This window comes from Streptomyces sp. NPDC037273 (assembly GCF_055603625.1).
In genome coordinates this window covers 144,312-163,495 of sequence record NZ_JBVJVO010000011.1, presented here as the reverse complement: position 1 = coordinate 163,495, position 19,184 = coordinate 144,312, and the positions used below count along the sequence as shown (strand labels likewise).

The 19,184-nt window shown below is 72.9% G+C and carries 19 protein-coding genes and 1 tRNA gene; 10 read left to right on the top strand and 10 right to left on the bottom strand.

Annotated elements, in window-relative coordinates; genetic code table 11:
* The first annotated feature begins 1 nt into the window (after nt 1).
* Nucleotides 2–670, top strand: coding sequence for an HAD-IA family hydrolase (locus tag ACZ7G1_RS26975; RefSeq protein WP_470879371.1), 669 nt, complete (start codon nt 2–4; stop codon nt 668–670).
* Between the two features lie 173 nt (nt 671–843).
* Here ACZ7G1_RS26975 and ACZ7G1_RS26970 read toward each other — a convergent pair whose 3' ends face one another.
* On the bottom strand, nt 844–1,611 hold the full coding sequence (locus ACZ7G1_RS26970; protein ID WP_470879369.1) for an ABC transporter permease: 768 nt from the start codon (nt 1,609–1,611) through the stop codon (nt 844–846).
* 199 nt (nt 1,612–1,810) lie between these two features.
* Here ACZ7G1_RS26970 and ACZ7G1_RS26965 point away from each other — a divergent pair, with 199 nt between their 5' ends.
* The 3 genes from ACZ7G1_RS26965 (at nt 1,811) to ACZ7G1_RS26955 (ending at nt 3,932) form a co-directional block, all read left to right on the top strand.
* Complete coding sequence (locus ACZ7G1_RS26965) at nt 1,811–2,461, top strand: HNH endonuclease family protein (protein WP_470879367.1); 651 nt, start codon at nt 1,811–1,813, stop codon at nt 2,459–2,461.
* A 206-nt stretch (nt 2,462–2,667) separates the two neighbouring features.
* Nucleotides 2,668–3,150: a DoxX family protein gene (locus ACZ7G1_RS26960; RefSeq protein ID WP_470879365.1), complete on the top strand. Its 483-nt coding sequence runs from the start codon at nt 2,668–2,670 to the stop codon at nt 3,148–3,150.
* Between the two features lie 152 nt (nt 3,151–3,302).
* The gene (locus ACZ7G1_RS26955; RefSeq protein ID WP_470879364.1) at nt 3,303–3,932 is read left to right on the top strand and encodes a DedA family protein; all 630 of its coding nucleotides are present in this window, start codon (nt 3,303–3,305) and stop codon (nt 3,930–3,932) included.
* On the opposite strand, the gene ACZ7G1_RS26950 is transcribed toward ACZ7G1_RS26955, so the two are convergent.
* Nucleotides 3,892–4,152, bottom strand: coding sequence for a DUF2277 domain-containing protein (locus ACZ7G1_RS26950; protein ID WP_470879362.1), 261 nt, complete (start codon nt 4,150–4,152; stop codon nt 3,892–3,894). The genes ACZ7G1_RS26955 and ACZ7G1_RS26950 overlap by 41 nt on opposite strands.
* Nucleotides 4,153–4,237: 85 nt before the next feature.
* The gene (locus ACZ7G1_RS26945; protein WP_017239080.1) at nt 4,238–4,462 is read right to left on the bottom strand and encodes a hypothetical protein; all 225 of its coding nucleotides are present in this window, start codon (nt 4,460–4,462) and stop codon (nt 4,238–4,240) included.
* Between the two features lie 188 nt (nt 4,463–4,650).
* Between ACZ7G1_RS26945 and ACZ7G1_RS26940 the strand changes: the two genes are divergently transcribed.
* Both ACZ7G1_RS26940 and ACZ7G1_RS26935 read left to right on the top strand, forming a co-directional pair.
* Nucleotides 4,651–5,409, top strand: coding sequence for a GntR family transcriptional regulator (locus ACZ7G1_RS26940; RefSeq protein ID WP_470879360.1), 759 nt, complete (start codon nt 4,651–4,653; stop codon nt 5,407–5,409).
* A gap of 160 nt (nt 5,410–5,569) precedes the next feature.
* Nucleotides 5,570–6,022, top strand: coding sequence for a lamin tail domain-containing protein (locus ACZ7G1_RS26935; RefSeq protein WP_470879359.1), 453 nt, complete (start codon nt 5,570–5,572; stop codon nt 6,020–6,022).
* Nucleotides 6,023–6,194: 172 nt separating this feature from the next.
* Here ACZ7G1_RS26935 and ACZ7G1_RS26930 read toward each other — a convergent pair whose 3' ends face one another.
* A complete protein-coding gene (locus ACZ7G1_RS26930; RefSeq protein WP_470879357.1) occupies nt 6,195–6,728 on the bottom strand; it encodes a DUF4231 domain-containing protein in 534 nt (177 codons plus the stop codon).
* 403 nt (nt 6,729–7,131) lie between these two features.
* On the opposite strand from ACZ7G1_RS26930, the gene ACZ7G1_RS26925 reads away from it, so the two are divergent.
* Entirely contained in the window at nt 7,132–9,765 is a 2,634-nt protein-coding gene (locus ACZ7G1_RS26925; RefSeq protein WP_470879356.1) for an FAD/NAD(P)-binding protein, read from the top strand.
* Nucleotides 9,766–10,160: 395 nt separating this feature from the next.
* On the opposite strand, the gene ACZ7G1_RS26920 is transcribed toward ACZ7G1_RS26925, so the two are convergent.
* Both ACZ7G1_RS26920 and ACZ7G1_RS26915 read right to left on the bottom strand, forming a co-directional pair.
* Nucleotides 10,161–10,808 carry a hypothetical protein gene (locus ACZ7G1_RS26920; protein WP_470879354.1) on the bottom strand — a complete coding sequence of 216 codons (648 nt, stop codon included), beginning with the start codon at nt 10,806–10,808 and terminating at the stop codon, nt 10,161–10,163.
* 141 nt (nt 10,809–10,949) lie between these two features.
* Nucleotides 10,950–11,024 (bottom strand) — tRNA-Val (locus tag ACZ7G1_RS26915).
* Nucleotides 11,025–11,136: 112 nt separating this feature from the next.
* Between ACZ7G1_RS26915 and ACZ7G1_RS26910 the strand changes: the two genes are divergently transcribed.
* Both ACZ7G1_RS26910 and ACZ7G1_RS26905 read left to right on the top strand, forming a co-directional pair.
* Nucleotides 11,137–12,429, top strand: coding sequence for a hypothetical protein (locus ACZ7G1_RS26910; RefSeq protein ID WP_470879352.1), 1,293 nt, complete (start codon nt 11,137–11,139; stop codon nt 12,427–12,429).
* 63 nt (nt 12,430–12,492) lie between these two features.
* Complete coding sequence (locus ACZ7G1_RS26905; protein WP_470879350.1) at nt 12,493–12,717, top strand: FmdB family zinc ribbon protein; 225 nt, start codon at nt 12,493–12,495, stop codon at nt 12,715–12,717.
* An 11-nt stretch (nt 12,718–12,728) separates the two neighbouring features.
* Here ACZ7G1_RS26905 and ACZ7G1_RS26900 read toward each other — a convergent pair whose 3' ends face one another.
* The 3 genes from ACZ7G1_RS26900 to ACZ7G1_RS26890 are packed head-to-tail and all read right to left on the bottom strand — an operon-like array spanning nt 12,729 to nt 17,254.
* Nucleotides 12,729–13,565 carry an HAD family hydrolase gene (locus tag ACZ7G1_RS26900; protein WP_470879348.1) on the bottom strand — a complete coding sequence of 279 codons (837 nt, stop codon included), beginning with the start codon at nt 13,563–13,565 and terminating at the stop codon, nt 12,729–12,731.
* On the bottom strand, nt 13,562–16,051 hold the full coding sequence (locus ACZ7G1_RS26895; RefSeq protein WP_470879346.1) for a phosphoribosyltransferase: 2,490 nt from the start codon (nt 16,049–16,051) through the stop codon (nt 13,562–13,564). Before ACZ7G1_RS26895 ends, ACZ7G1_RS26900 begins: the two co-directional genes overlap by 4 nt.
* 18 nt (nt 16,052–16,069) lie before the next feature.
* Nucleotides 16,070–17,254, bottom strand: coding sequence for an HpcH/HpaI aldolase/citrate lyase family protein (locus ACZ7G1_RS26890; protein ID WP_470879344.1), 1,185 nt, complete (start codon nt 17,252–17,254; stop codon nt 16,070–16,072).
* Between the two features lie 177 nt (nt 17,255–17,431).
* Between ACZ7G1_RS26890 and ACZ7G1_RS26885 the strand changes: the two genes are divergently transcribed.
* Nucleotides 17,432–18,274, top strand: coding sequence for a TerD family protein (locus ACZ7G1_RS26885; protein WP_470879342.1), 843 nt, complete (start codon nt 17,432–17,434; stop codon nt 18,272–18,274).
* Nucleotides 18,275–18,311: 37 nt separating this feature from the next.
* Here the strand turns inward: ACZ7G1_RS26885 and ACZ7G1_RS26880 are convergent, their stop codons facing one another.
* Nucleotides 18,312–19,049 carry a TerD family protein gene (locus ACZ7G1_RS26880; protein ID WP_470879340.1) on the bottom strand — a complete coding sequence of 246 codons (738 nt, stop codon included), beginning with the start codon at nt 19,047–19,049 and terminating at the stop codon, nt 18,312–18,314.
* Nucleotides 19,050–19,184: the final 135 nt, after the last annotated feature.

Here is a 19,184-nt window from a genome sequence, read left to right as displayed (position 1 = left end):
GATGCACGCCCACACCCCGGCAGCGCTCACCGCTCGCGCCCTCCTCCTCGACATGGACGGCACCCTCGTCAACTCGGACGCCGTCGTCGAGCGCTGCTGGCGACGCTGGGCCGACCGGCAGGGCCTCGACGCGGACGCGGTGCTCAAGGTGGTGCACGGCCGCCAGGGGTACGCGACGATGGCCGTCCTCCTTCCGGAGCGCCCGATGGCGGAGAACCACGCCGACAACCGGGTCATGCTCGCCGAGGAGACCGCCGACCTCGACGGCGTCGTCCCCGTCGCCGGCGCTCCCGCCTTCATGGCCGCCATCGCCGACCTCCCGCACGCCCTGGTGACCTCGGCCGACGAGGCCCTCGCCCAGGCCCGGATGGGCGCGGCCGCGCTCCCCATGCCGACGACGCGGGTCACCGCCGAGGGCGTCGGCGCCAGCAAGCCCGACCCCGAGGGCTTCCTCAAGGGCGCGGCGGAGCTCGGCTTCGCCCCGGCCGACTGCGTGGTCTTCGAGGACTCCGAGGCCGGCATCCAGGCCGGCCGCGCCGCCGGCATGCGCATCGTGGGCGTCGGCCCCCGCGCGGCCGCCTTCTCCCCCGACCTCCACGTCCCCGACCTCACCCACCTCCGCGTCGACTCCGCCACGGACGGCACGATCACCCTCACCGTGACGTCGTGACGTCGTGACGTCGTGACGTCGTGACGTCGTGACGTCGTGACGTCGTGGGCCCCCACTCACGGGCCGCCGACGCCGGGCCCTGACGGTGACGCCGTGACCCCCGCCGGGGCGGCCCGCACCGGACCGCCACCGTGACGTCGTGGCCCCCGCCACGGACCCCACCCCCGGGCGGCCTACGCCGTCGCCCCCGCCTCCCCCGCGCGCGGCCGGACCATCCGGCCGCGCGCGACCAGTTCCAGGGCGGTCGCGGCGGCCACGGCCTGGACCGCGAGCAGGGCGATGAGCACGAAGAGCTGAACCGCGCCCGCGTGCAGCGGTGACGCGCCCCCGAGCAGCATGCCCACGAAGGCCCCGGGCAGGGTGACGAGGCCGACCGTGCGGGTCTGGTCCATGCCGGGGAGCAGCGCGTCGGCCGCCGCCGGACGCGCCACTTCGAGCCGGGCCTCGCGTGCGACGAGGCCGATCGCCAGGCCGGCCTCGACCTCGCCGCGCCGTGTCTCCAGTTCGTCGAGCGCGCGCCGCCCCGCGAGGACGGTCGCGGTGAGCGCGCCGCCGACGAGGATGCCGGTCACGGGGACGAGCGTGACGCCCTTGACGGGGACGAGCCCGGTGGCGACGAGCGCGAGGACCACGGGGGCCACGGCGGCGGCGATCGGCACACCCGCCCACCACCAGCCGGGCCCCGGTGCGGGGACGACCCTGCGCCCGGCCGTGCGCGCGGCGACGGCGTACATCAGGAGCAGGAAGCAGAGCAGCAGCGGTACGGAGCGGACCACCCAGCCGATCACGAGCGAGACGGCGACCAGCTGGACGGCGGCCCGGCCGCCCGCGAGGAGGGTGTCGCGCGCCCGGCCGAGGCGGGTGACGGCGACGACCGCGGCGGCGAGGGCGAGCAGGACGGCCAGAACCGCACCGAAGGTGACATTCACGTCCAGAAGCACACGGCAACCCTAGGACCCTGGACGGAATCTGTTCCTCCGTCAGACACGTCACACCCCTTGATGTGACGTGCCCATGTCGCCACGCTGTTACCTGGCGCACCCCGCAAGGAAACCTCGCGCCGCCACGATGACCGGGCCGCCGCCCGGCACCCGCGGGGCCGGCGAACAGCCAAGGTCCCCACACCTCAAGGGAGTTCCCATGCCCGTCGGCAACGTCTACGCGCGTCGACTCGCCGTCCTCGCCACCTCCGCGGCCCTGACCGTCACCGGTCTGCTCGCGACCGCCCCGGCCGCCCAGGCCGCCATGCCGACCCCGGTGAGCGCGGCCACGGCGCGCACCTACCTGGCCGCCCTGACCGTCAAGGCGGAAGGTTCCACCTCGGGCTACAGCCGGGACCTCTTCCCGCACTGGATCACCCAGTCCGGCACCTGCAACACCCGCGAGACCGTACTCAAGCGCGACGGCGTGAACGTCGTGACCGACTCCAGCTGTGCCGCCACCAGCGGAAGCTGGTACTCGCCGTACGACGGCGCCACCTGGACGCTCGCCTCTGACCTCGACATCGACCACATGGTCCCGCTCGCCGAGGCCTGGCGCTCGGGCGCCAACACCTGGACCACCGCCCAGCGCCAGGCCTTCGCGAACGACCTGACGCGGCCGCAGCTGATAGCCGTGACGGACAACGTCAACCAGGCCAAGGGCGACCTCGACCCGGCGAAGTGGCTGCCCTCGGTGACCTCGTACCGCTGCACGTACACCCGCGCCTGGGTGCAGGTGAAGTACTACTACAACCTCAGCGTCGACTCCGCCGAGAAGAGCGCCCTCCAGTCCGTCCTCAACGGCTGCTGACCCGAAAGCTCCTGAAGCCGCGTCAGTGACGCGGTGCGACGCACGGGCGACGACGGCCACCGGGAGTGAGCATCACCACACACGTCCCGGTGGCCGAATGTTGAACTTGCAAGCACTAGTGAGGGATGCCTAACCTTACGGCCTCATCGGTTTCCGTCCCCCGCCCCGTTCCCCCACGAACGGGGTCAGGCCGAAGGAGTTCCCCCATGTCCCCCACGTCCACCCCTGCCCCGCTCGCGGGCCGTCTGAACCAGGCCCAGCCGTACGCGCTCGGCCTCTTCCGCATCGTCGTCGGCCTGCTCTTCGCCTGCCACGGCGCCGCCTCCCTCTTCGGCGTCCTCGGCGGCGCCATGGGCGGCGGAACGGTCCCCGCCGGCACCTGGCCCGGCTGGTACGCGGCCGTCATCCAGCTCGTCGCCGGCGTCCTCGTCCTGGTCGGCGTCGGCACCCGCAGCGCCGCCTTCCTCGCCTCCGGCTCGATGGCGTACGCCTACTTCAAGGTCCACCAGCCCGAGGCCCTCTTCCCGCTGCAGAACAGCGGCGAGATGGCGGCCCTCTTCTGCTGGGCCTTCGCCCTCCTCGTCTTCACCGGCCCCGGCGCCCTCGCGCTCGACCGCCTCTTCGGCGCCCGCCCCGCCACCGCGCCCCTCGACGAGCAGGACAAGCAGACCGCCCCGATCGCGGCCTGACGCACGGCCTCCGCTAGCGGCACCGGCCGGAAACCACAGCGTGGTTTCCGGCCTTTCCCGTACGGAGCCACGACGAAGCCACGGCGGTGCCACGGCGGAGGCGCTCCCCCGCCCGGACGGCCTGTCGGAGGGGCCGCGTAGGCTCTGGCCCTGTGAATCTGCTCGACAGCCTCGGCTCGCTGCGGTCGTTGACCGCCGGCCCGTGGATCTACCCGGTGGTGGCGGCGTCGATCCTGCTCGACGTCTTCCTGCCCGTACTGCCGAGCGGCTTCCTGGTGATCACCGCCGCCACGGCGGCGGCGACGGCCACCGCGACCTCCTCCGACGTCCCGTCCCTGCTCCCCCTGCTGCTCTGCGCGGCCACGGCGTCGGTGCTCGGCGACTTCCTCGCGTACCGCCTGGCCCTGCGGGGCGGGGCGCGGCTGCACAAGGCGATAGCCCGCTCACGACGCCTCTCGATGGCGCAGGAACGTCTCGGCACGGCGCTGGCCAGGGGCGGCGGGCTGCTCGTGGTCCTCGCGCGCTTCGCCCCGGCCGGCCGCTCCGTGGTCTCGCTGGGCGCGGGCGCGGCGAAGCGGCGGATCGAGGAGTTCCTGCCGTGGTCGGCCCTCGCGGGCGTGACCTGGGCTTCGTACAGCGTGGGGCTCGGCTGGCTGGGCGGTCAGTGGCTGGGCGCGACCTGGTTCAGCGCGGGGGTGTCGACCCTCGCGCTCTTCCTCGCGGGCGGCCTCGCCGCGTACCTCATACGGCGTCCGGCTGCGGCTCCCGCTCCCGCTTCCTGACACCCGGGTGCGCGCCGCGCACCTCCAGGCCGTCCAGGAGTCTCGCGGTGGCCTCCGCGATCTCGTCCACGGCCCGCTGGAACACCTCGCGGTTGTGGGCGGCGGGCGCCCGGAAGCCGGACACCTTGCGGACGTACTGCAGGGCGGCGGCCCGGATGTCGTCCTCCGTCGCCTCCTCGGGCAGCGCGGGCGGGCGGAGCGTCTTGATGCTTCGGCACATGCCTCCAGTGTGGCGCGCCCCACTGACAACCGCCGGAGCCCCGGCGACCGACCCCGGTGCGGGCCGGGCCCGTACCGGCCGCCCCTCACCCGCCGAAGCCGCGCCTGCTCCGTGCGTTGATCTCGGCGGCGCGGGCCCGTAGCTCGCGCAGGGGGGTGGCGGGCTGTACGTCGAGGGGCTCGGCCTCCCACTCGGCGCCGCCGTGGACCGCGCGGATCAGAAAGCGCCCGGAGACGCTCTCCACGTAGAAACCGACCCGCCCCGTGGCGGTGTCGCGGACGAGGTCACCGACCTCGGGCAGTGGCTGCACGCATCCCCTCCGTCCCGAATCCTGAATTCTGGGGAGAACCAGAGAAGCCCCACGGCCCCGCCCTGTCAACGTATCTCTAGAGATGTCCCCCGATGGATGGATCGACCGGGCGGGACGGCGTACACGTGTGCACCCTGGCCGGGGGGTGCGCCGTAGGGTGTCCCGCACAGGAAGGGAGTGGTCCACCCGTGACTGAGCAGGACAGCGCTCGCCGGCCCAAGTACCAGCGCATCGCCGACGAGTTGAGAACCGCGATCCAGTCAGGCGCCTTCGCTCCGGGCGACCGGCTCCCCGGCGAGAACGACCTCATGACCACGTACGAGGTGGCCCGCATGACGGCCCGCCAGGCCCTCTCCGTACTGCGCAACGAGGGTCTGGCCGAGGCCCGCAAGGGCGCCGGTGTCTTCGTCCGCGTCTTCCGCCCCGTACGCCGCCGGGGCATCCCCCGGCTCGCCGGCGACCGCTGGGGCAACGGCCGCTCGGTCTGGTCGGCGGACGTGGAGGACCGCGACCTCGTCGTCGACCAGATCGAGGTGGCCGAGACCGAGGCCGGTGCCCGGATCGCGGGCGCGCTCAACCTGACGCCGGGCGCGCCCGTGTGCGTCCGCAGCCGCCGCTTCGTCCTCGACACGAAGCCGGTCCTGCTCTCCGTCTCGTACCTCTCCGCCGAACTCGTCCGCGGCACGCCGATCACCCAGCCCGACACCGGCCCCGGCGGCACCTACGCCCGCCTCACCGAGCTCGGCCACCGCCCCGTCCGCTTCCGCGAGGAGATCCGCTGCCGGATGCCCACGGCGGACGAGTCCGACCGCCTCTCCCTGGAGTTCGGCACCCCGGTCGTCCTCATCGGCCGCACCGCCTTCACCGGCCCCGGCGTCGCCGTCGAGCTCAACGAGATGACCCTCGACTCCTCCTCGTACGTCCTGGAGTACGACTTCGACGCCTGACCCCGCCACCGTGAGCCCCCCCCTGCGACCCGTGCGGCCTCTGCGACCCGTGCGGCCAGTGCGACCTGGGGGACCCGTGGGGAAGGTGTGAAGAACGTGCGTATCCTGTGTGCGCTCCGGGCCCCATCGGCGGGTGCCCGGAAGGAACTGAGGGACTCTCATGCTTCGTCGCACGCGCACCATCGCGGCCGTCTCGGCGGCCGCCGCCGCCGGCATCCTGCTCCTGCCCTCGCAGGCCCAGGCCGCCGGATCGGTCCACCTGTACAAGATCTACTACGACAGCCCGGGCACGGACAACCGCTCCAACGGCAGCCTCAACGCCGAGTACGTCCAGATACGCAACACGACCGGCGCCGGCGTCAACCTGCGCGGCTGGACGGTCACGGACGCCTCCAACCACAAGTACACCTTCGGCAACTTCGTCCTCGGCAAGGGCAAGATCGTCACGGTCCACACCGGCAAGGGCACGAACAGCGCCGCGCACGTCTACCAGAACCGCGGGGCGTACGTCTGGAACAACGACCGCGACACCGCGACCCTCCGCAAGGCCAACGGCACGCGCGTCGGCACCTGCTCATACAACTCGACCCGCGTCGACTACAAGTGGTGCTGACCCCGGCCTGACGAACCACTGACCGCGGACCACGAACCGCGGACCACGAACCACGAACCGCGGACCACAGGCCCCGGGACGCGCCGACCCCGGGGCCGCCAGCTCGCGACCCACGCGGCCGTGGCCGGCAGCAGCAACATCCACCGCCGGCCCGGCACCTCGGCCGACCGCGTCAGGACCCCTCGCTCTCCTGCCGGGCGGCCGGAACCGTGCCCTGCTGCACATCGGCGTTGACCTGCCCGCCGAGCGTCATGACGTTCAGCGTCGCCGAGTTCTCACTGGCGATCGCCTTCTCGACGCGGGCGACCAGGGTGGCGAAGGCCTCCCGCTTCGAAAGGTCGCGGTACGGGCCGACCTTGGCCTCGAAGTACACGCGCTCGTGGCCGAGGAGCTGCTCGGTCGACCGGTAGTTCTTCCACTGCTCGCGGTACCGGTACACGCTCTCCAGCGACACCGCCGCGACGACCACGACGCTCAGCACCGTCGCCGTGACCCGCGCGGCCACGAAGTCCACGTTCACGAAGACCGGCACGAACGCGCCCCCCACGACGGACACGGTCCGCATCCGCAGATGCATCGCCTTCATCCGGGTCGCCTTGGTGTCGTACCACTCCTGATACTGCGCGAGCCGTGTCTCGATGTACCGCTGCGCCGTCATCTCACCGTTCTGCACGCCCGTTTCAGGCACGTCCCCCACCTCAGCCATGCCCCGGAGTAGACCCGCCCCGCCGGACCCCCGTCAACTCACCGCCACCCCCTCACCCGCCGTGACCTCCCTCGCGACCGGCACCCGACTGTCGCGCCATCACGGCTCGACCGTGCCGTGAGATCCCTGTCCCGGCATGACTTCCCCACCGATCCCGTCGGAAAGCGGGGGGGGAGGACCCGAAGGCGGAGCCCTGCTCCACCGGCCCCGCCGCCGACCTATGCCGGAGGATTACGTGAGTCCAGACCGCGAGCCGAACAAGCCGTGCGCGCCACAGCCGTCACAGACACCGCAAACACCACAGCCGTCACAGAAACCGCAGCCGTCAGAGAAGTCTCAGGCGCCACAGTCATCCCAGGCGTCACACAGATCGCAACGGCCGTACACCGTCGCCGTCGTCGGGGTGGGGGCGGCCGGCACGCTGACCGCCGTCCACCTCTGCGAGACGGCCGCACGCCGCCGCACGCCCCTCGACCTCGTCCTGATCGACCCGGCGCCGGAAGCCGGCCGGGGCGTCGCGTACGCCACCCCCGACCCCGGCCACCGCCTCAACGTCCCTACCGGCGGCATGAGTTGCTACCCGGACGACCCGGGGCACTTCACCCGCTGGCTCTGCCGCCACGGTGAACCGACCGTCACAGCCGTCGACTTCGCGACCCGCTACCGCTACGGGGCCTACCTCGCCGACACCCTCGCGCAGGCCATCGTCCGGGCGCACGGGGTGGTGTCCGTACGCCGGCTGCGCACCCGCGCCGAGGAGTGCGACGACACCGGGGACGGCCGGGTGGCGCTCCGGCTGGCCGACGGGACGGGGCTCGCGGCCGACGCGGCGGTCCTGGCCACCGGACCGGCCGGGCCGACGGCGGCCTGGGCGCCGGCGGAGCTGCGCACGGCGGCCGGCTTCATCGGCTCGCCGTGGGCGAGCGGGGCGCTGGAGGGGCCGCTGGCGGACGACGCCGACGTCCTCCTCGTGGGTACGGGGCTGACCGCCGTCGACCTCGCCCTCACGCTCGACCGGCCGGGCCGCACGATCCACGCGCTGTCCCGCAACGGGCTGCTGCCCCAGCCGCACGCGCTGACCCCGGCGGGGCCGATGCCGGCGCCGGAGGGGCTGTACGGGACCACGCTGGCCCAGCTGCGCCGTACGGTCCGCCATCACGTCGCCCGGTCCGTACGACTCCACGGGGACTGGCGGCCCGCCCTGGACAGCCTGCGGCCGCACACCGCCCACCTGTGGCAGGGCCTCACTCTTGAGGAGCGGGCCGAACTCGTGGAGCGGGACGGTGCGTTGTGGAACACGCACCGCCACCGGATGGCGCCCGCGACCGCCGAATCGGTGGCCCGGGCCCGTACCGCGCGCCGGCTGGTCGTCCACGCGGGCCGCGTCACCGGGGCCAGCGTCCTCGAAGACGGCCGGCTGTCCGTCGGTGTGTCCGGCGACGGCGACCGGGAGTTGCGCGTGGGCTGGGTCATCGACTGCACGGGCCCCGGGCGGCGCCCGGACGACCCCCTGTGGACGTCGCTCCTCGCCTCCGGCACGGCCGTGGCCGGTCCGCTCGGCATGGGCGTGGCCACCCTCGACGGGCGCCTCCTGGCCGGTGAGGGCCTGACCGGGCTGCCGCTGTACACCCTGGGTGCCCCGCGGCGTGGCGAGCTCTGGGAGACCACCGCGGTCCCCGAGATCCGCGCCCAGGCCGCCGCCCTCGCCCGGACGGTCCTGGCGCCGCTCGCGCCCAAGCGCCGCACGACCCGCCGGCCGCTCGACGGCCACGGCCTCGCCCTGTCCACGCACGCGGAGGCCGCCGCCGCGTACCGCACCGGCCTCGACCGCATCCTCAAGGTCCGCTCGGGCGCCGAGGACGCCCTGCGCAGGTCGGTGGCGCTCGACCCCGGTTTCGCCCTCGGGCACGCGGCCCTCGCGCTCCTCGGCCACGAGTGCGGCGCCGCCGTCGACGTACCGCGCGCGCTCGCCGAGGCGCAGCGCTGTGCCCTGGAGCGCGCCGACGAACGGGAACGCTCCTTCGTCGAGGTCGTCACCCGCCGCGTCCACGGCGAGAACGGCGACACCGCCCTCGTACGCCATCTCGAAGCGCATCCGGCCGACGCCCTGGCACTGGCCGCGGCCGTCCCGACGATCGCCTTCTCGGGCGTCGACGACCTCGACGACGACTACGCCCTGCGCCTCGTCGAACGCACGTCACCCGCGTACGACGGCCACTGGTTCCACACCTCGCTGCTCGCCTTCCTCCGCCAGGAGCAGGGCCGCTTCCACGAGGCCGGCGAACTCGCCCACCGCGCCCTCGCCGCCGAACCCTCCTCCGGCCACGCCGTCCACGCCCTCACCCACGTCCACTACGAGACCGGCACCCACCAGGCGGGCCGCGACTGGCTGGAACGCTGGGTCGCCGGCCGCGGCCGCGGCGCCGTCCACCGCGCCCACTTCTCCTGGCACATCGCCCTGCACGAACTCGCCCTCGACGACCCCGCCGCCGTCCGCCGCCGCTGGTTCACCCAGCTCGCCCCCCACCGCGTCACCGGCGTCCGCGCCCTCGTCGACTCCGGCTCCCTCCTCTGGCGCGCCCGCATCAGCGACAGCTGGCCCGGCGAGCTCCCCACCGCCGACGTCCTGGACTGCGTCGAGGCCGACGTCCTCGAACGCCCCGCCACCGCCTTCACCGCCCTCCACTCCGCCGTCACCCTCACCGCCGCCGGCGACCTCCCCGCCCTCCGCCGCCTCCGCGACCACGCCTCCACCGCCGACGCCGTCCAGCGCGACGTCATCGCCCCCCTCTGTGACGCCTTCACCGCCCTCGTCGAAGAACGCTTCCACGAAGCCGCCCTCGGCCTCGACGCCCTCCTCCCCACCCTCCGCCGCGTCGGCGGCAGCTCCGCCCAACGCGAAGTCATCGAAGAAACCCTCCTCTACGCCCTCACCGCCGACGGCCGCTCCGACGCCGCCCGCCGCCTCCTCGACGCCCGCCTCTCCCGCACCCCCTCCCCCCGCCACCACCGCCTCCGCTCCCAACTCCCCGCCTAACCCCCCTCCCCCCAAACCCCAAAGGCCCCTCGCCAAACTCAGCGAGGGGCCTTTGCACTGGTACGCGCGGACACGGCTTCGAACCGCCGTCATCCACCGTCATCGATGTCAGATTCCGATGTCACCTGCCGCCTGTCCGCGAACGGCCGCCGATAGTCCACAGCCTCCCCGACGAGGCCGAGGAGCTGGCCGGTCGACCGCTGCCGATCTCCTGGGAGGCGACCGAGCAACCGGGTTGGCGGACGGGCGCCATCACGACAGGGCTCACGGACCTGACGCCTATCTCTGCGTCCCTGTGATGGAGGATCCCGCAGAGGGCTGCGGATCTGCTTCAGATTGGCTGCACGCTCACGCCAGCCTTGCCGTTCCCCTGGGGGGTGTCCTGCCATGGCGCGTCAAGCTTCGGCACTGTCGCCCTCCGGCTTAGGCCATTCAAGTGCGGTTCGCCACGTCGGCTGCTCGGCTGCCCATCGGAGGACGGCATCACGCACTGCGGCTTGGGAAGCCGACCGCGTCGCCTCGCGCTCAGCGGCCGTGCCCGCTTGGTGAACCACCTCGTAGGTGTCGTCCTCGTCGAACAGGACTTGGAGGTACCAGTCGCCCTCATCGTGGTCGGCCAGTCGCTGGAGAAGGAGGTACTCCCTGTGCCTCAGCCCGGCAAGCATCGCCTCGATGGTGGGGGCATCCGGGTCCCACTCCCCCCGTCCGCGGGAGACCATTACATCAAGCCTGACCGGCTCGAGCCCATCTCGTTGCCGCCCCTCCCGCAGCCACTTCTTCTGCTGGACGGTCATGGGACGCGGCGGTACGGGAGGTCCGTCAGGGTTGTAGACGGCGATGGGGTCCTCCGGATCTGACCACGAGCCCACTGTCCACAGGCGGTACGTGTGGACACCGCCCTCGGCCAGCGGAACCGTGAAGATTTCCGGCGCGGGCGGACCGGGGATGCAGCGGCCCACGTCCTCGCCGTACGGGCCGCCGTGGAAGATCGCGTGCATCCAGCCCTTCGGCGGTCTGCCGGTGGTGTCGAAAACGTCCTCCACTGATCCCCCCTCGACGACATCGCAGCCCTGACGCCCATCATGATCGGCTGGGTCGGACTCAGAGGCCAAGTGGCCATGGACGTTGATGTCAGATGTGGATGTCAAAGGCCCCCAGTCAAGATCGACTGGGGGCCTTTGCACTGGTGGGCGCGGACGGTTTCGAACCGCCGACATCTGCTTTGTAAGAGCAGCGCTCTACCCCTGAGCTACGCACCCGGGGAGGAAGCATCAGGGTACATGGAGGGGGGGAGGGTGGGGCAAACCGGTGGGTGGGGGTGGGGGGAATGGGGCGGGTGTTCGGGGGTGGGGGTGGGAGAATGGGGGTGGAGTGGGGTTGGTGGAGAGAGCGCGGGAGAGGTACGTGGCGGTGAGCGCGAGTGGGGGGAATCGGCGGTGGTTCGGGGGGCGGGGGGAGAGTCAGCGGGCTGGGGCGCAGGAGGCGAAGGATGCGGCGGCGGCGGCGTTCTATGAGCTGGACACGGCGCAGCGGGGGCTGAGGATCTCGATCGAGACGATCACGGCGGTGGACAGTTCGCCGGAGGCGCGGCGGGCGGTCGAGGGGTTCGAGGCCTTGGGGCGGCGGATCGACGAGGTCAGTCACGGGTATATCGGGGCGGTCGACGCGCATGATCTCGACCGGGATGAGCTGGACGCGGCGACGGCGAACCGGGCGCGTGGGGAGCTGAACCGGGCCAAGGAGGAGCTGGACCGGGTCAAGGGTGAGTTGGACCGGTTCGAGGAGGGGTTGGCGCCGCTGCTCGGGCGGGCGGAGACGCAGCTGGCGCGGTTGGCGCCGGCTGTGGAGCGGGCGCGGCAGGCGTTGCGGGGGGCGAGCGGTGCGCTGGACGCCGTGCGGGAGGGTGGGCTGCGTGCGGATGACCTCGCGTTGCGGCTGGCGCAGCTCGGGCCGGAGCTGACGCGGCTGAACGAGGGGGCGGGGCGGCATGGTGTCGCCGAGACGCTGCAGCGGGCGGACCGGGTGTTGCGGGACGCGGAGGCGGTGCGGGCAGAGGCGGAGCGGCTGCCGGAGCGGGCGGCCGAGATCGACCGGCGGCTGGTGTCGCTGCGTACCCGTACCGAGGCGCTGACGACTCGGGCGGCGGGGGTGGAACCGGTCCTCTCCGAGTTGCGGCGGCGGTTCACGGCGGCCTGCTGGCAGGATCTGCAGCACGTTCCGGAGCAGGCGGCGGAGAGTCTCCGGCAGGCCGGGGAGCGGTTGGGCGAGGCCGGGAAGGCGCGGGCCGAGCAGCGCTGGCCGGACGCGGCGTCGCGGTTGTCCACGGTCCGGGCGCTGCTCGACTCGACGGACGAGGCCGTGTCGGCGGCCGGGGAGCGGCTGCGGAGGCTGGAGGCCGTCGCGAAGGACCCGACGGCGGAGGTGGACCGGGCCCGGTTCGCGGTGCGGGACGCCCAGCGGCTCGCGATGGCGGGGCGGAGCACGCCTGATCCGCGCCATGCCCGGCCTCTCGACGAGGCGGTCGCGCGGCTGGACCGGGCGGTCGGGTCCCTGGAGGGCCGCCATCCCGACTACTGGCACTTCCTGACCGAGCTGGAGGGCGTACGGGCCTCGGCCGCGGATGTGGTGGCCGTGATCCGGGAGGAGCGCGGGGCGGGCCACTAAGCCACTAACCCGCGGGAAGGGCGGGCACTGATGGCGGGCCCTTCGCGCCGTTAGCCTGTTCTCATGCCTCGTTACGAATACCGCTGCCGTACGTGCGGCGACACCTTTGAGCTCAGCCGTCCGATGGCCGAGTCGTCCGCTCCGGCCTCCTGCCCCGTGGGGCACGACGACACCGTGAAGCTGCTGTCGGCCGTGGCCGTGGGCGGCACCAGCGGCGCCGGTCCCGCGCCCGCCCAGGGTGCGGGCGGGGGCGGGGGCGGCTGCTGTGGCGGGGGTTGCTGCGGCTGAGCCGGGCTGGGTCAGCCGCTGACGGCCGTCCGGAAGCGGCGGAGGATCTCCTCGCCCGCCGCGACACCGCGTTCGGTGAGGACGTCGAGGTGGGGAGCGGTCCAGTCGCTGTCGGCGAGTTCGCCGTGGCCCGGGCGCCAGGCCCGGTCCGCGGCGAGCAGCAGGTCGGCGTCGAGGAGGGAGTCGCCGGCGGCGAGGGTGAGGGTGGCGCCGGTGCGTCGGGCGACCTCGCGGACGGCGGCGCTCTTGGTGAGCGGCTTGGGTACGGCGTACACCTTGCGGCCCTGGAGGGAGACGGTCCAGCCGCGCTCCCCCGCCCAGTCGCCGAAGCGGGCGAGCCAGTCCTCGGGGAGGCGTTCGCGTTCGACGACGAGATAGGCGAAGAGGTCCTCGGCCACCCGGTGCTTGCGCACCCAGGAGAGGTCCGTGGTGGCGGTGAGGTAGGCGCGGATCTCGGAGAGCGGCGCGCATTCGTCAGCGAGCCGGTCCCGTACGGAGTGGTGCCAGTCGCGGTCGGAGACGCCGTCGACGAGGATGTGCCCGCCGTTGGCGCAGATCGCGTACGTGGGTGTGGTGCCCGGGAGTTGGATGCGCTGGTACTGCTTGCGCGTCCGGGTGGTGGTGGGCACGAAGACGGTCTCGGCGGTGAGCCGCGCGAGGAGTTCGGCCGCGTCCTCGGTCATGTAGGAGAGCGGCTTGGACTCGTGGACCTCGACGCAGAGGAGTCGGGGTGCCTGGGCGTCGGGCATGCCGAGGGCGAGGGCCGCGGTCGAGTAGATGAGGGTGCGGTCGAGGTCGCTCGCGACCAGCGTCCGGGTGGGTGTGGTGGGTGTGGTGGGCGTGCTCACTGGGACACCACCGCCTTGCCGTCGGCGCCGGTGGCGCCCCTGGTGTACTGAGGGTGGATCAGGCCGACGCAGCTGTACGGGAGTTCGTCGACCTCCTCGACGGGTACGCCGCGCTGTTCGGCGAGCAGGCGGACGTGGGCGAGGTCGGCGTCGGCGCCCCGCTTGGCGAGGATCTTCCAGGGGACGCGGCGGAGCAGGACCCGGGTGGTCTCGCCGACGCCGGGCTTGACGAGGTTGACGTCGTGGATGCCGTACTCCTCGCTGATCCGCTCGACGGCCGCCCAGCCCTCCCAGGTGGGGGTGCGGTCGGTGGCGAGGAGTTCCTTGACGTCGGTGTCGACGGTCTCGGTGACCTCGTCGAAGCGGGCGGCGACGGCGTCGAGGAAGGCTTCGGACACGTCGGAGCCGGCGAGCTCGCGGTAGAACTTGGCGCCGTGGAAGTCGTTCGGTCCGACGAGGTCGGAGCGGAGGACGGTGCGCGATATCAGGCCGGAGACCGTGGAGTTGAGGCAGGCGGAGGGGATGAGGAAGTCCTCCCGGGTGCCGTGGACGCGGACGCAGGAGCCGGGGTCGGCGAGGACCGCGATCTCCGGGTCGAAGCCCTTGATGCCTTCGGTGGCCTCGAACTCCTTGATTGCTTCGGCGAGTTCGCGGGTGATGGCGCCCTTGCCGGTCCAGCCGTCGACGAAGACGACGTCGGCCGGGTCGTGGTGGGCGGCGAGCCAGCGGAGCGCGTTGGCGTCGATGCCGCGGCCGCGGACGATGGAGACGGCGTAGTGCGGGAGGTCGAGGTCGTGGCGGGCGAGGGCCCAGCGGCGCATGAGGACGCCGACGGGGGTGCCGGCGCGGGCGAGCGAGACGAGGACGGGGCGGCGGCCGGGCCGCTCCGCGAGGACGGTCTCGGTGACGGTGCCGACGGCGCGGGCGATGCGGGCGGCGGAGCTCTCCAGGGCGGTGTGGAAGAGCTCCTGGTAGCGCTCGCTGGGCTGGTACTCGACGGGGAGTGATTCGGCGTAGTGCGCGCCGCCGCTCTGGATGGCTTCCTCGCGTTCCTCGGTGGGCGCCTCGAGCTCGACGTCCGAGAGGTCCTGGAGCAGCCAGCCGACCTCTTCGGGTGCGTACGACGAGAAGGCGGGGCCGCGGAGGGGCTCGGGCAGCATGGAGCTCCTTTCGGGAGCTTCGGAGACCGTGGGTGTGTACGGGGCGCCCGCGGGCGCGGACGACGGGACCGTGGGTGTGTAGGACGGGACGACGGTGAGCAGGACGCGCGGGATGTGCGCGGCGAGGCGGGCGAGGAGGCCGTCGGGGGCGTGCAGGGCCGGGGTGTCGGCGGTGGAGTCGACGACGAGGACGACGGTGTCGAAGCCGGCGCCGGCCACGTTGTAGGCGTAGCGCTCGCCGGGGCCGTCGGCGGGGTCGTCGTGGGCGGGGAAGACGAGCCGGGTGCGTATGGCGTAGCCGGGGTCGTCGACGGCGAGGACGGGTGAGCGGGTGGTGGTGGAGTACCGGACGTCGTGGCCGGCCTCCTCCAGGGCGGTGCCGAGGCGCAGCGGCGCGTACATGAGCTCCTCGAAGCCGAGGACGAGCACGGATCGCCCGGCCGGGGCATCGGGGTCGCGCAGGGCCCGGGTGATCCGGTCCGCCATGGCGGGCAGGGCGGTCTCCAGGGTGGTGCGGTGTTCGGGCGTGAAGCCGTGGCGTCCTCCGTCGGGGAGGCCGCCGGGCCAGCCGAGCTCGACGCGTACGGGGCCGGCGCCGGGGGCCTCGGGGGCGGGCGCGGGGTGCTGCCGTTCCTGGGCCGCGACGAGGGCCTGGCCCTTCTCCAGGACGCCTTCGGGGAGGCGTACGGTGCCGGTGGCGGCGGAGACGAGGTCGACGCGGGCGCCGATCTCGGCGGCGAAGGCGTCGAGGCGGCCGAGGTCGGCGGCGGAGCGCATGTCGACGAGGGCGACGACGACGTAGCGGTCGCGGGGGTAGCGCTCGTGGAGGGCGCGGATGGTGTTGAGGACGGTGTTGCCGGTGCTGAACTCGTCGTCGACGAGGACGAGCGGTCCGTCGCCGGCCAGGAGCTCGGGGTCCTCGGGGAGCAGCAGGTGGGAGGTGGCGTGGGAGTGGGACTCCTCGAAGCCGCCGGCGCGGGCGACGCCGGGGACCGGGCGGCGGGTGGAGTGGAGGTACGGGGCGAGGGCGAGGCCGTCGGCGACGGCGTGTCCCAGGGCGGTGGCGGTCTCGGCGTAACCGAGGACGACGGAGCGGGCGGCCTCCTCGTCGCCGAGGAGGGCCCGGACGCGCCGGCCGAGGTCGAGGCCAGCGCCGTACACGACGGAGGGGCGCTGCGGCACGTGCTTGCCGAGCACGCTGGAGACCAGCAGATGCGCCCGCTTGGGGTTGCGGCGCAGTGCGAGGCCCAGCAGGGCCGGCAGCTCCTCGTCGCCGATCAGTTCGACGCCCAGTCGCTCCGCGACCCACGTTCCGGTCCACACCACGTCGTCGACGTCCCTTCGTCAGCCGGCAAGTCCGGCGGTGAGCAGCTCCACGAAGCCGACGTCCTCCTTGGCGACGCCGAAGACCTCGGCGCGCTGGAGGGTGCGTTCGGCCCACGCGCGGTGCGGCTTCACTTCGTTCATCTTGTTCGTATAGGCGGAGCGGAGGACTCCGCCGCCGCCCTGTTCGGGCCGCAGGATGTCCTGGGCGTCGCTCCACTCCTCGTGGCTGACCACGGAGAGGGCGTGGACCGGCACCACGTGGGTGGGGTGGATGCAGGTCTTGCCGAGGAGGCCGTTGGCGCGGTCGAGCTCGATCTCGCGGAGCAGTCCGTCGAGGTCGTGTTCGATGAGCGCGGTGCGCAGGTCCTCGGCGCGGCCTTCGAGGAAGGGGCTGCGGCGGAGCTGCGGCTTGAACATGCGCTCGCCGGGTCTGAAGTACTCCCAGACGGGTCCGGTGACGGTGAAGCCGGTGCCGTCGGAGCGGCCGAGGACGTTGACGACGTCGGCGATGACGTTGGCGACGATCTTGACGTCGTAGGCGGTCATGTCGGGCGAGCGGCGGAGCCCGTAGGCGGAGCAGAAGTCGGTGACGCCGAGGCGCAGGGCGAGGACGCGGTCGCGGTACTTGTCGGTGATCGAGGCGATCCCGGCGAGGGTCTCGGCCCGGGTCTCCAGGTGGAGGAGCTCGGGGGACTCGAGGACGGGCATGGCGAAGAGGCGCCTGCCGCTGGTCCGCTCGGCCTGGGTGAGTGCTTCGAGGAAGGCGCGGCCGCGGCTCTCGGTGAACTTGGGCAGCACGAATCCGGACAGCAGCCGGACGGTCTCGCCGAGGCGGGCGACGAGGTCGGTGATCTGGCGGGGTTCGCGGACCCGCATGAAGAGCAGGGGGGTGTCCGTGGCGGTGTCGGCGTCCGTCACGGGGCCTGCGGCGAGGTCGGCGAACTGGCGTACGAGGTTGGCCTCGCCCGCTTCCACCTCGGCGTCGCTGATGGAATCCTCCAGGCAGAGCACCATGGAGACGACCCCACGGGCGGCCTGCTTGCGCACGTCGTCGGCGAGCCGCGGCCGGGTGGCCGGGCTGTAGAGCGTGGCGCCGAGCGCGACGGCGAGCGTGCGCGCGGGTGAGTCGGCCGTGAATTCGACCGGCTCGCGGTGGAACAGCCCGGCCCGCGTTGCGGACGGGATGTGCCCGAAATGACGCATTTAAGTCCCCCGTCTGCCTCTCCAGGCCCTGACGACATGTGGCCGGTAATAGTACGTAGGTGCGGGTGTCCGTAGTTCCCACCGTGCATGAAATTCAGGTAACTCGTCAGCATCCGTCGTCTCGGCCCGGTATCGGTGACGCCCCCGCGTTGTCCACGGGTCGGCCGGGAGGGCAGGATGACGGTCATGACGCACGCGATGCTGAAGGGCTCCAACGTCCCTCTCGACACCGCGGCCGTACGGGCCGTGCTCTGCTGGACCCCGGGCCCCGGGGTCCCCGACGTGGACGCCTCGGCCCTGCTGCTCGGGCCCTCGGGGCGCGTGCGGTCCGACGAGGACTTCGTCTTCTACAACCAGCCGCGCCACCCCTCGGGCCTGGTGCGGCGGCTGCCGAAGAAGCGGGTCGCCGAGGGCCTGACGGACACCGTGGAGGCCGACCTGGCCGGTCTCGACGGTTCCGTCGACCGGGTGGTGATCGCCGCCTCCTCCGACGGCGGCACCTTCCGCTCCGTCTCCGACCTGCGCATCCTGGTGTACGACGCGGCCGCCGGCACCGACCGCGAGCCGCTGGCCCTCTTCGACGTGACGGCGGAGACCGGCGAGGAGACGGCGGTCATCTGCGGCGAGCTGTACCGGCGCGGGGACGGCTGGAAGTTCCGCGCGGTGGGACAGGGCTATCCGACCGGCCTGATCGGCCTCGCCACCGACTTCGGCATCTCGGTGGACGAGGACGCCGCCCAGGAGGCCGAGCGGGAGGCCCAGGACGGCGCCCAGGCCGCCCCTGAGGGCTCCCCCGACCTCGACCTGACCCTGGTCCACACCCCCGTACCGCCGCAGCCGACGGTGCCGCCGCTGCCGGACCGCGCGCCCGGCTACGGATACCCCCAACCGCCGGTGAGCCCGCCCGCGAACCCGCCGGGCCCCGCGTACGGCTATCCGCAGCCGGTGGCCGCCGAGCAGAACCCGGCGCCCGACTTCCGGATGCCGCCGATGGGACCGCAGTTCGTCAGGTCGTCCTGAGGCCGGCGCGCCGCGCGCCCTTCGGCGGGGCATCCCCTCAGGTCTTGGTCTTGTAGCCGCGCCCCCACTGGAGTCCCCAGCCGTACAGCCGGTCGAGTTCGGCCTGGAAGCCGTACACGAACCGGACCTCGCGGCGGACGGTCAGCTCGCCCTTGACGTTCTCCATGGAGAAGACCGCGCAGGAGCGGGCCTGCGGGGCGCGCTCGTCGAGCTCGATCTCGATCCGGGGGCCGTTGCTCGGGTAGAGCGTGACCTTGGCGTGCGTACGGTCGAAGGCCGGCGTCTGGTCGTAGATGTACGCGAAGAACAGCAGCCGCTTGATCGAGTCGCGGTGGTCCAGATTGACGAAGATCGTCTCACCGGACGAGCCGCCGAAGCGGTCGTCGCCGCTGAGCTTCACGTACGGGGCCGCGTTCAGGTCGCCGAAGAAGCCGCCGAGCGGCTGGACCACGCCCTTGCTGCCGTCGGTGAGCTCGTAGAGACAGCCGAGGTCGAGGTCGACGTTGACCATGCCCTGGGTGTGGGCCTGGACGACCTCGGGCTTGAAGAACTGGGTGGGGTTGCGCAGCAGCCGGCCGCTCTGCCGTGAGCGGCCCTCGATGTCGGAGCTCCGCATCCGCCAGGAGAGGTTCACCCGGAGGTTTCCGGTGGCGGCGCCCTGTTTCGTGAGCGACACGGACGGACGGCGTTTCGTCAGGTCGATCGAGTTGGACGCGGCGCTGCCCGAGTCGAACTGCGCCGCCCGCCCCGGAAAAAGGTTGTCCCAGAAGGCCATGACGCCTCCACCCCCCACTGTTCTTCGTCTGCCCGCACATGCCTGCGGGGGGGGGGGGGGGGGGGGGGGGGGGGGGAAGGGGGGGGGGGGGGGGGTGGGGGGGGGGGGGGGGGGGGGGCGGGGGGCCTCGGTGAT

Bases quoted from the DNA above. Each gene is read 5' to 3' on its own strand.
- ACZ7G1_RS26935 (WP_470879359.1), top strand. From the start codon at position 5,570: ATGCTTCGTCGCACGCGCACCATCGCGGCCGTCTCGGCGGCCGCCGCC.
- ACZ7G1_RS26965 (WP_470879367.1), top strand. From the start codon at position 1,811: ATGCCCGTCGGCAACGTCTACGCGCGTCGACTCGCCGTCCTCGCCACC.
- ACZ7G1_RS26950 (WP_470879362.1), bottom strand. From the start codon at position 4,152: ATGTGCCGAAGCATCAAGACGCTCCGCCCGCCCGCGCTGCCCGAGGAG.
- ACZ7G1_RS26880 (WP_470879340.1), bottom strand. From the start codon at position 19,049: ATGGCCTTCTGGGACAACCTTTTTCCGGGGCGGGCGGCGCAGTTCGAC.
- ACZ7G1_RS26905 (WP_470879350.1), top strand. From the start codon at position 12,493: ATGCCTCGTTACGAATACCGCTGCCGTACGTGCGGCGACACCTTTGAG.
- ACZ7G1_RS26885 (WP_470879342.1), top strand. From the start codon at position 17,432: ATGACGGTCATGACGCACGCGATGCTGAAGGGCTCCAACGTCCCTCTC.
- ACZ7G1_RS26930 (WP_470879357.1), bottom strand. From the start codon at position 6,728: ATGGCTGAGGTGGGGGACGTGCCTGAAACGGGCGTGCAGAACGGTGAG.
- ACZ7G1_RS26960 (WP_470879365.1), top strand. From the start codon at position 2,668: ATGTCCCCCACGTCCACCCCTGCCCCGCTCGCGGGCCGTCTGAACCAG.
- ACZ7G1_RS26975 (WP_470879371.1), top strand. From the start codon at position 2: ATGCACGCCCACACCCCGGCAGCGCTCACCGCTCGCGCCCTCCTCCTC.
- ACZ7G1_RS26890 (WP_470879344.1), bottom strand. From the start codon at position 17,254: ATGCGTCATTTCGGGCACATCCCGTCCGCAACGCGGGCCGGGCTGTTC.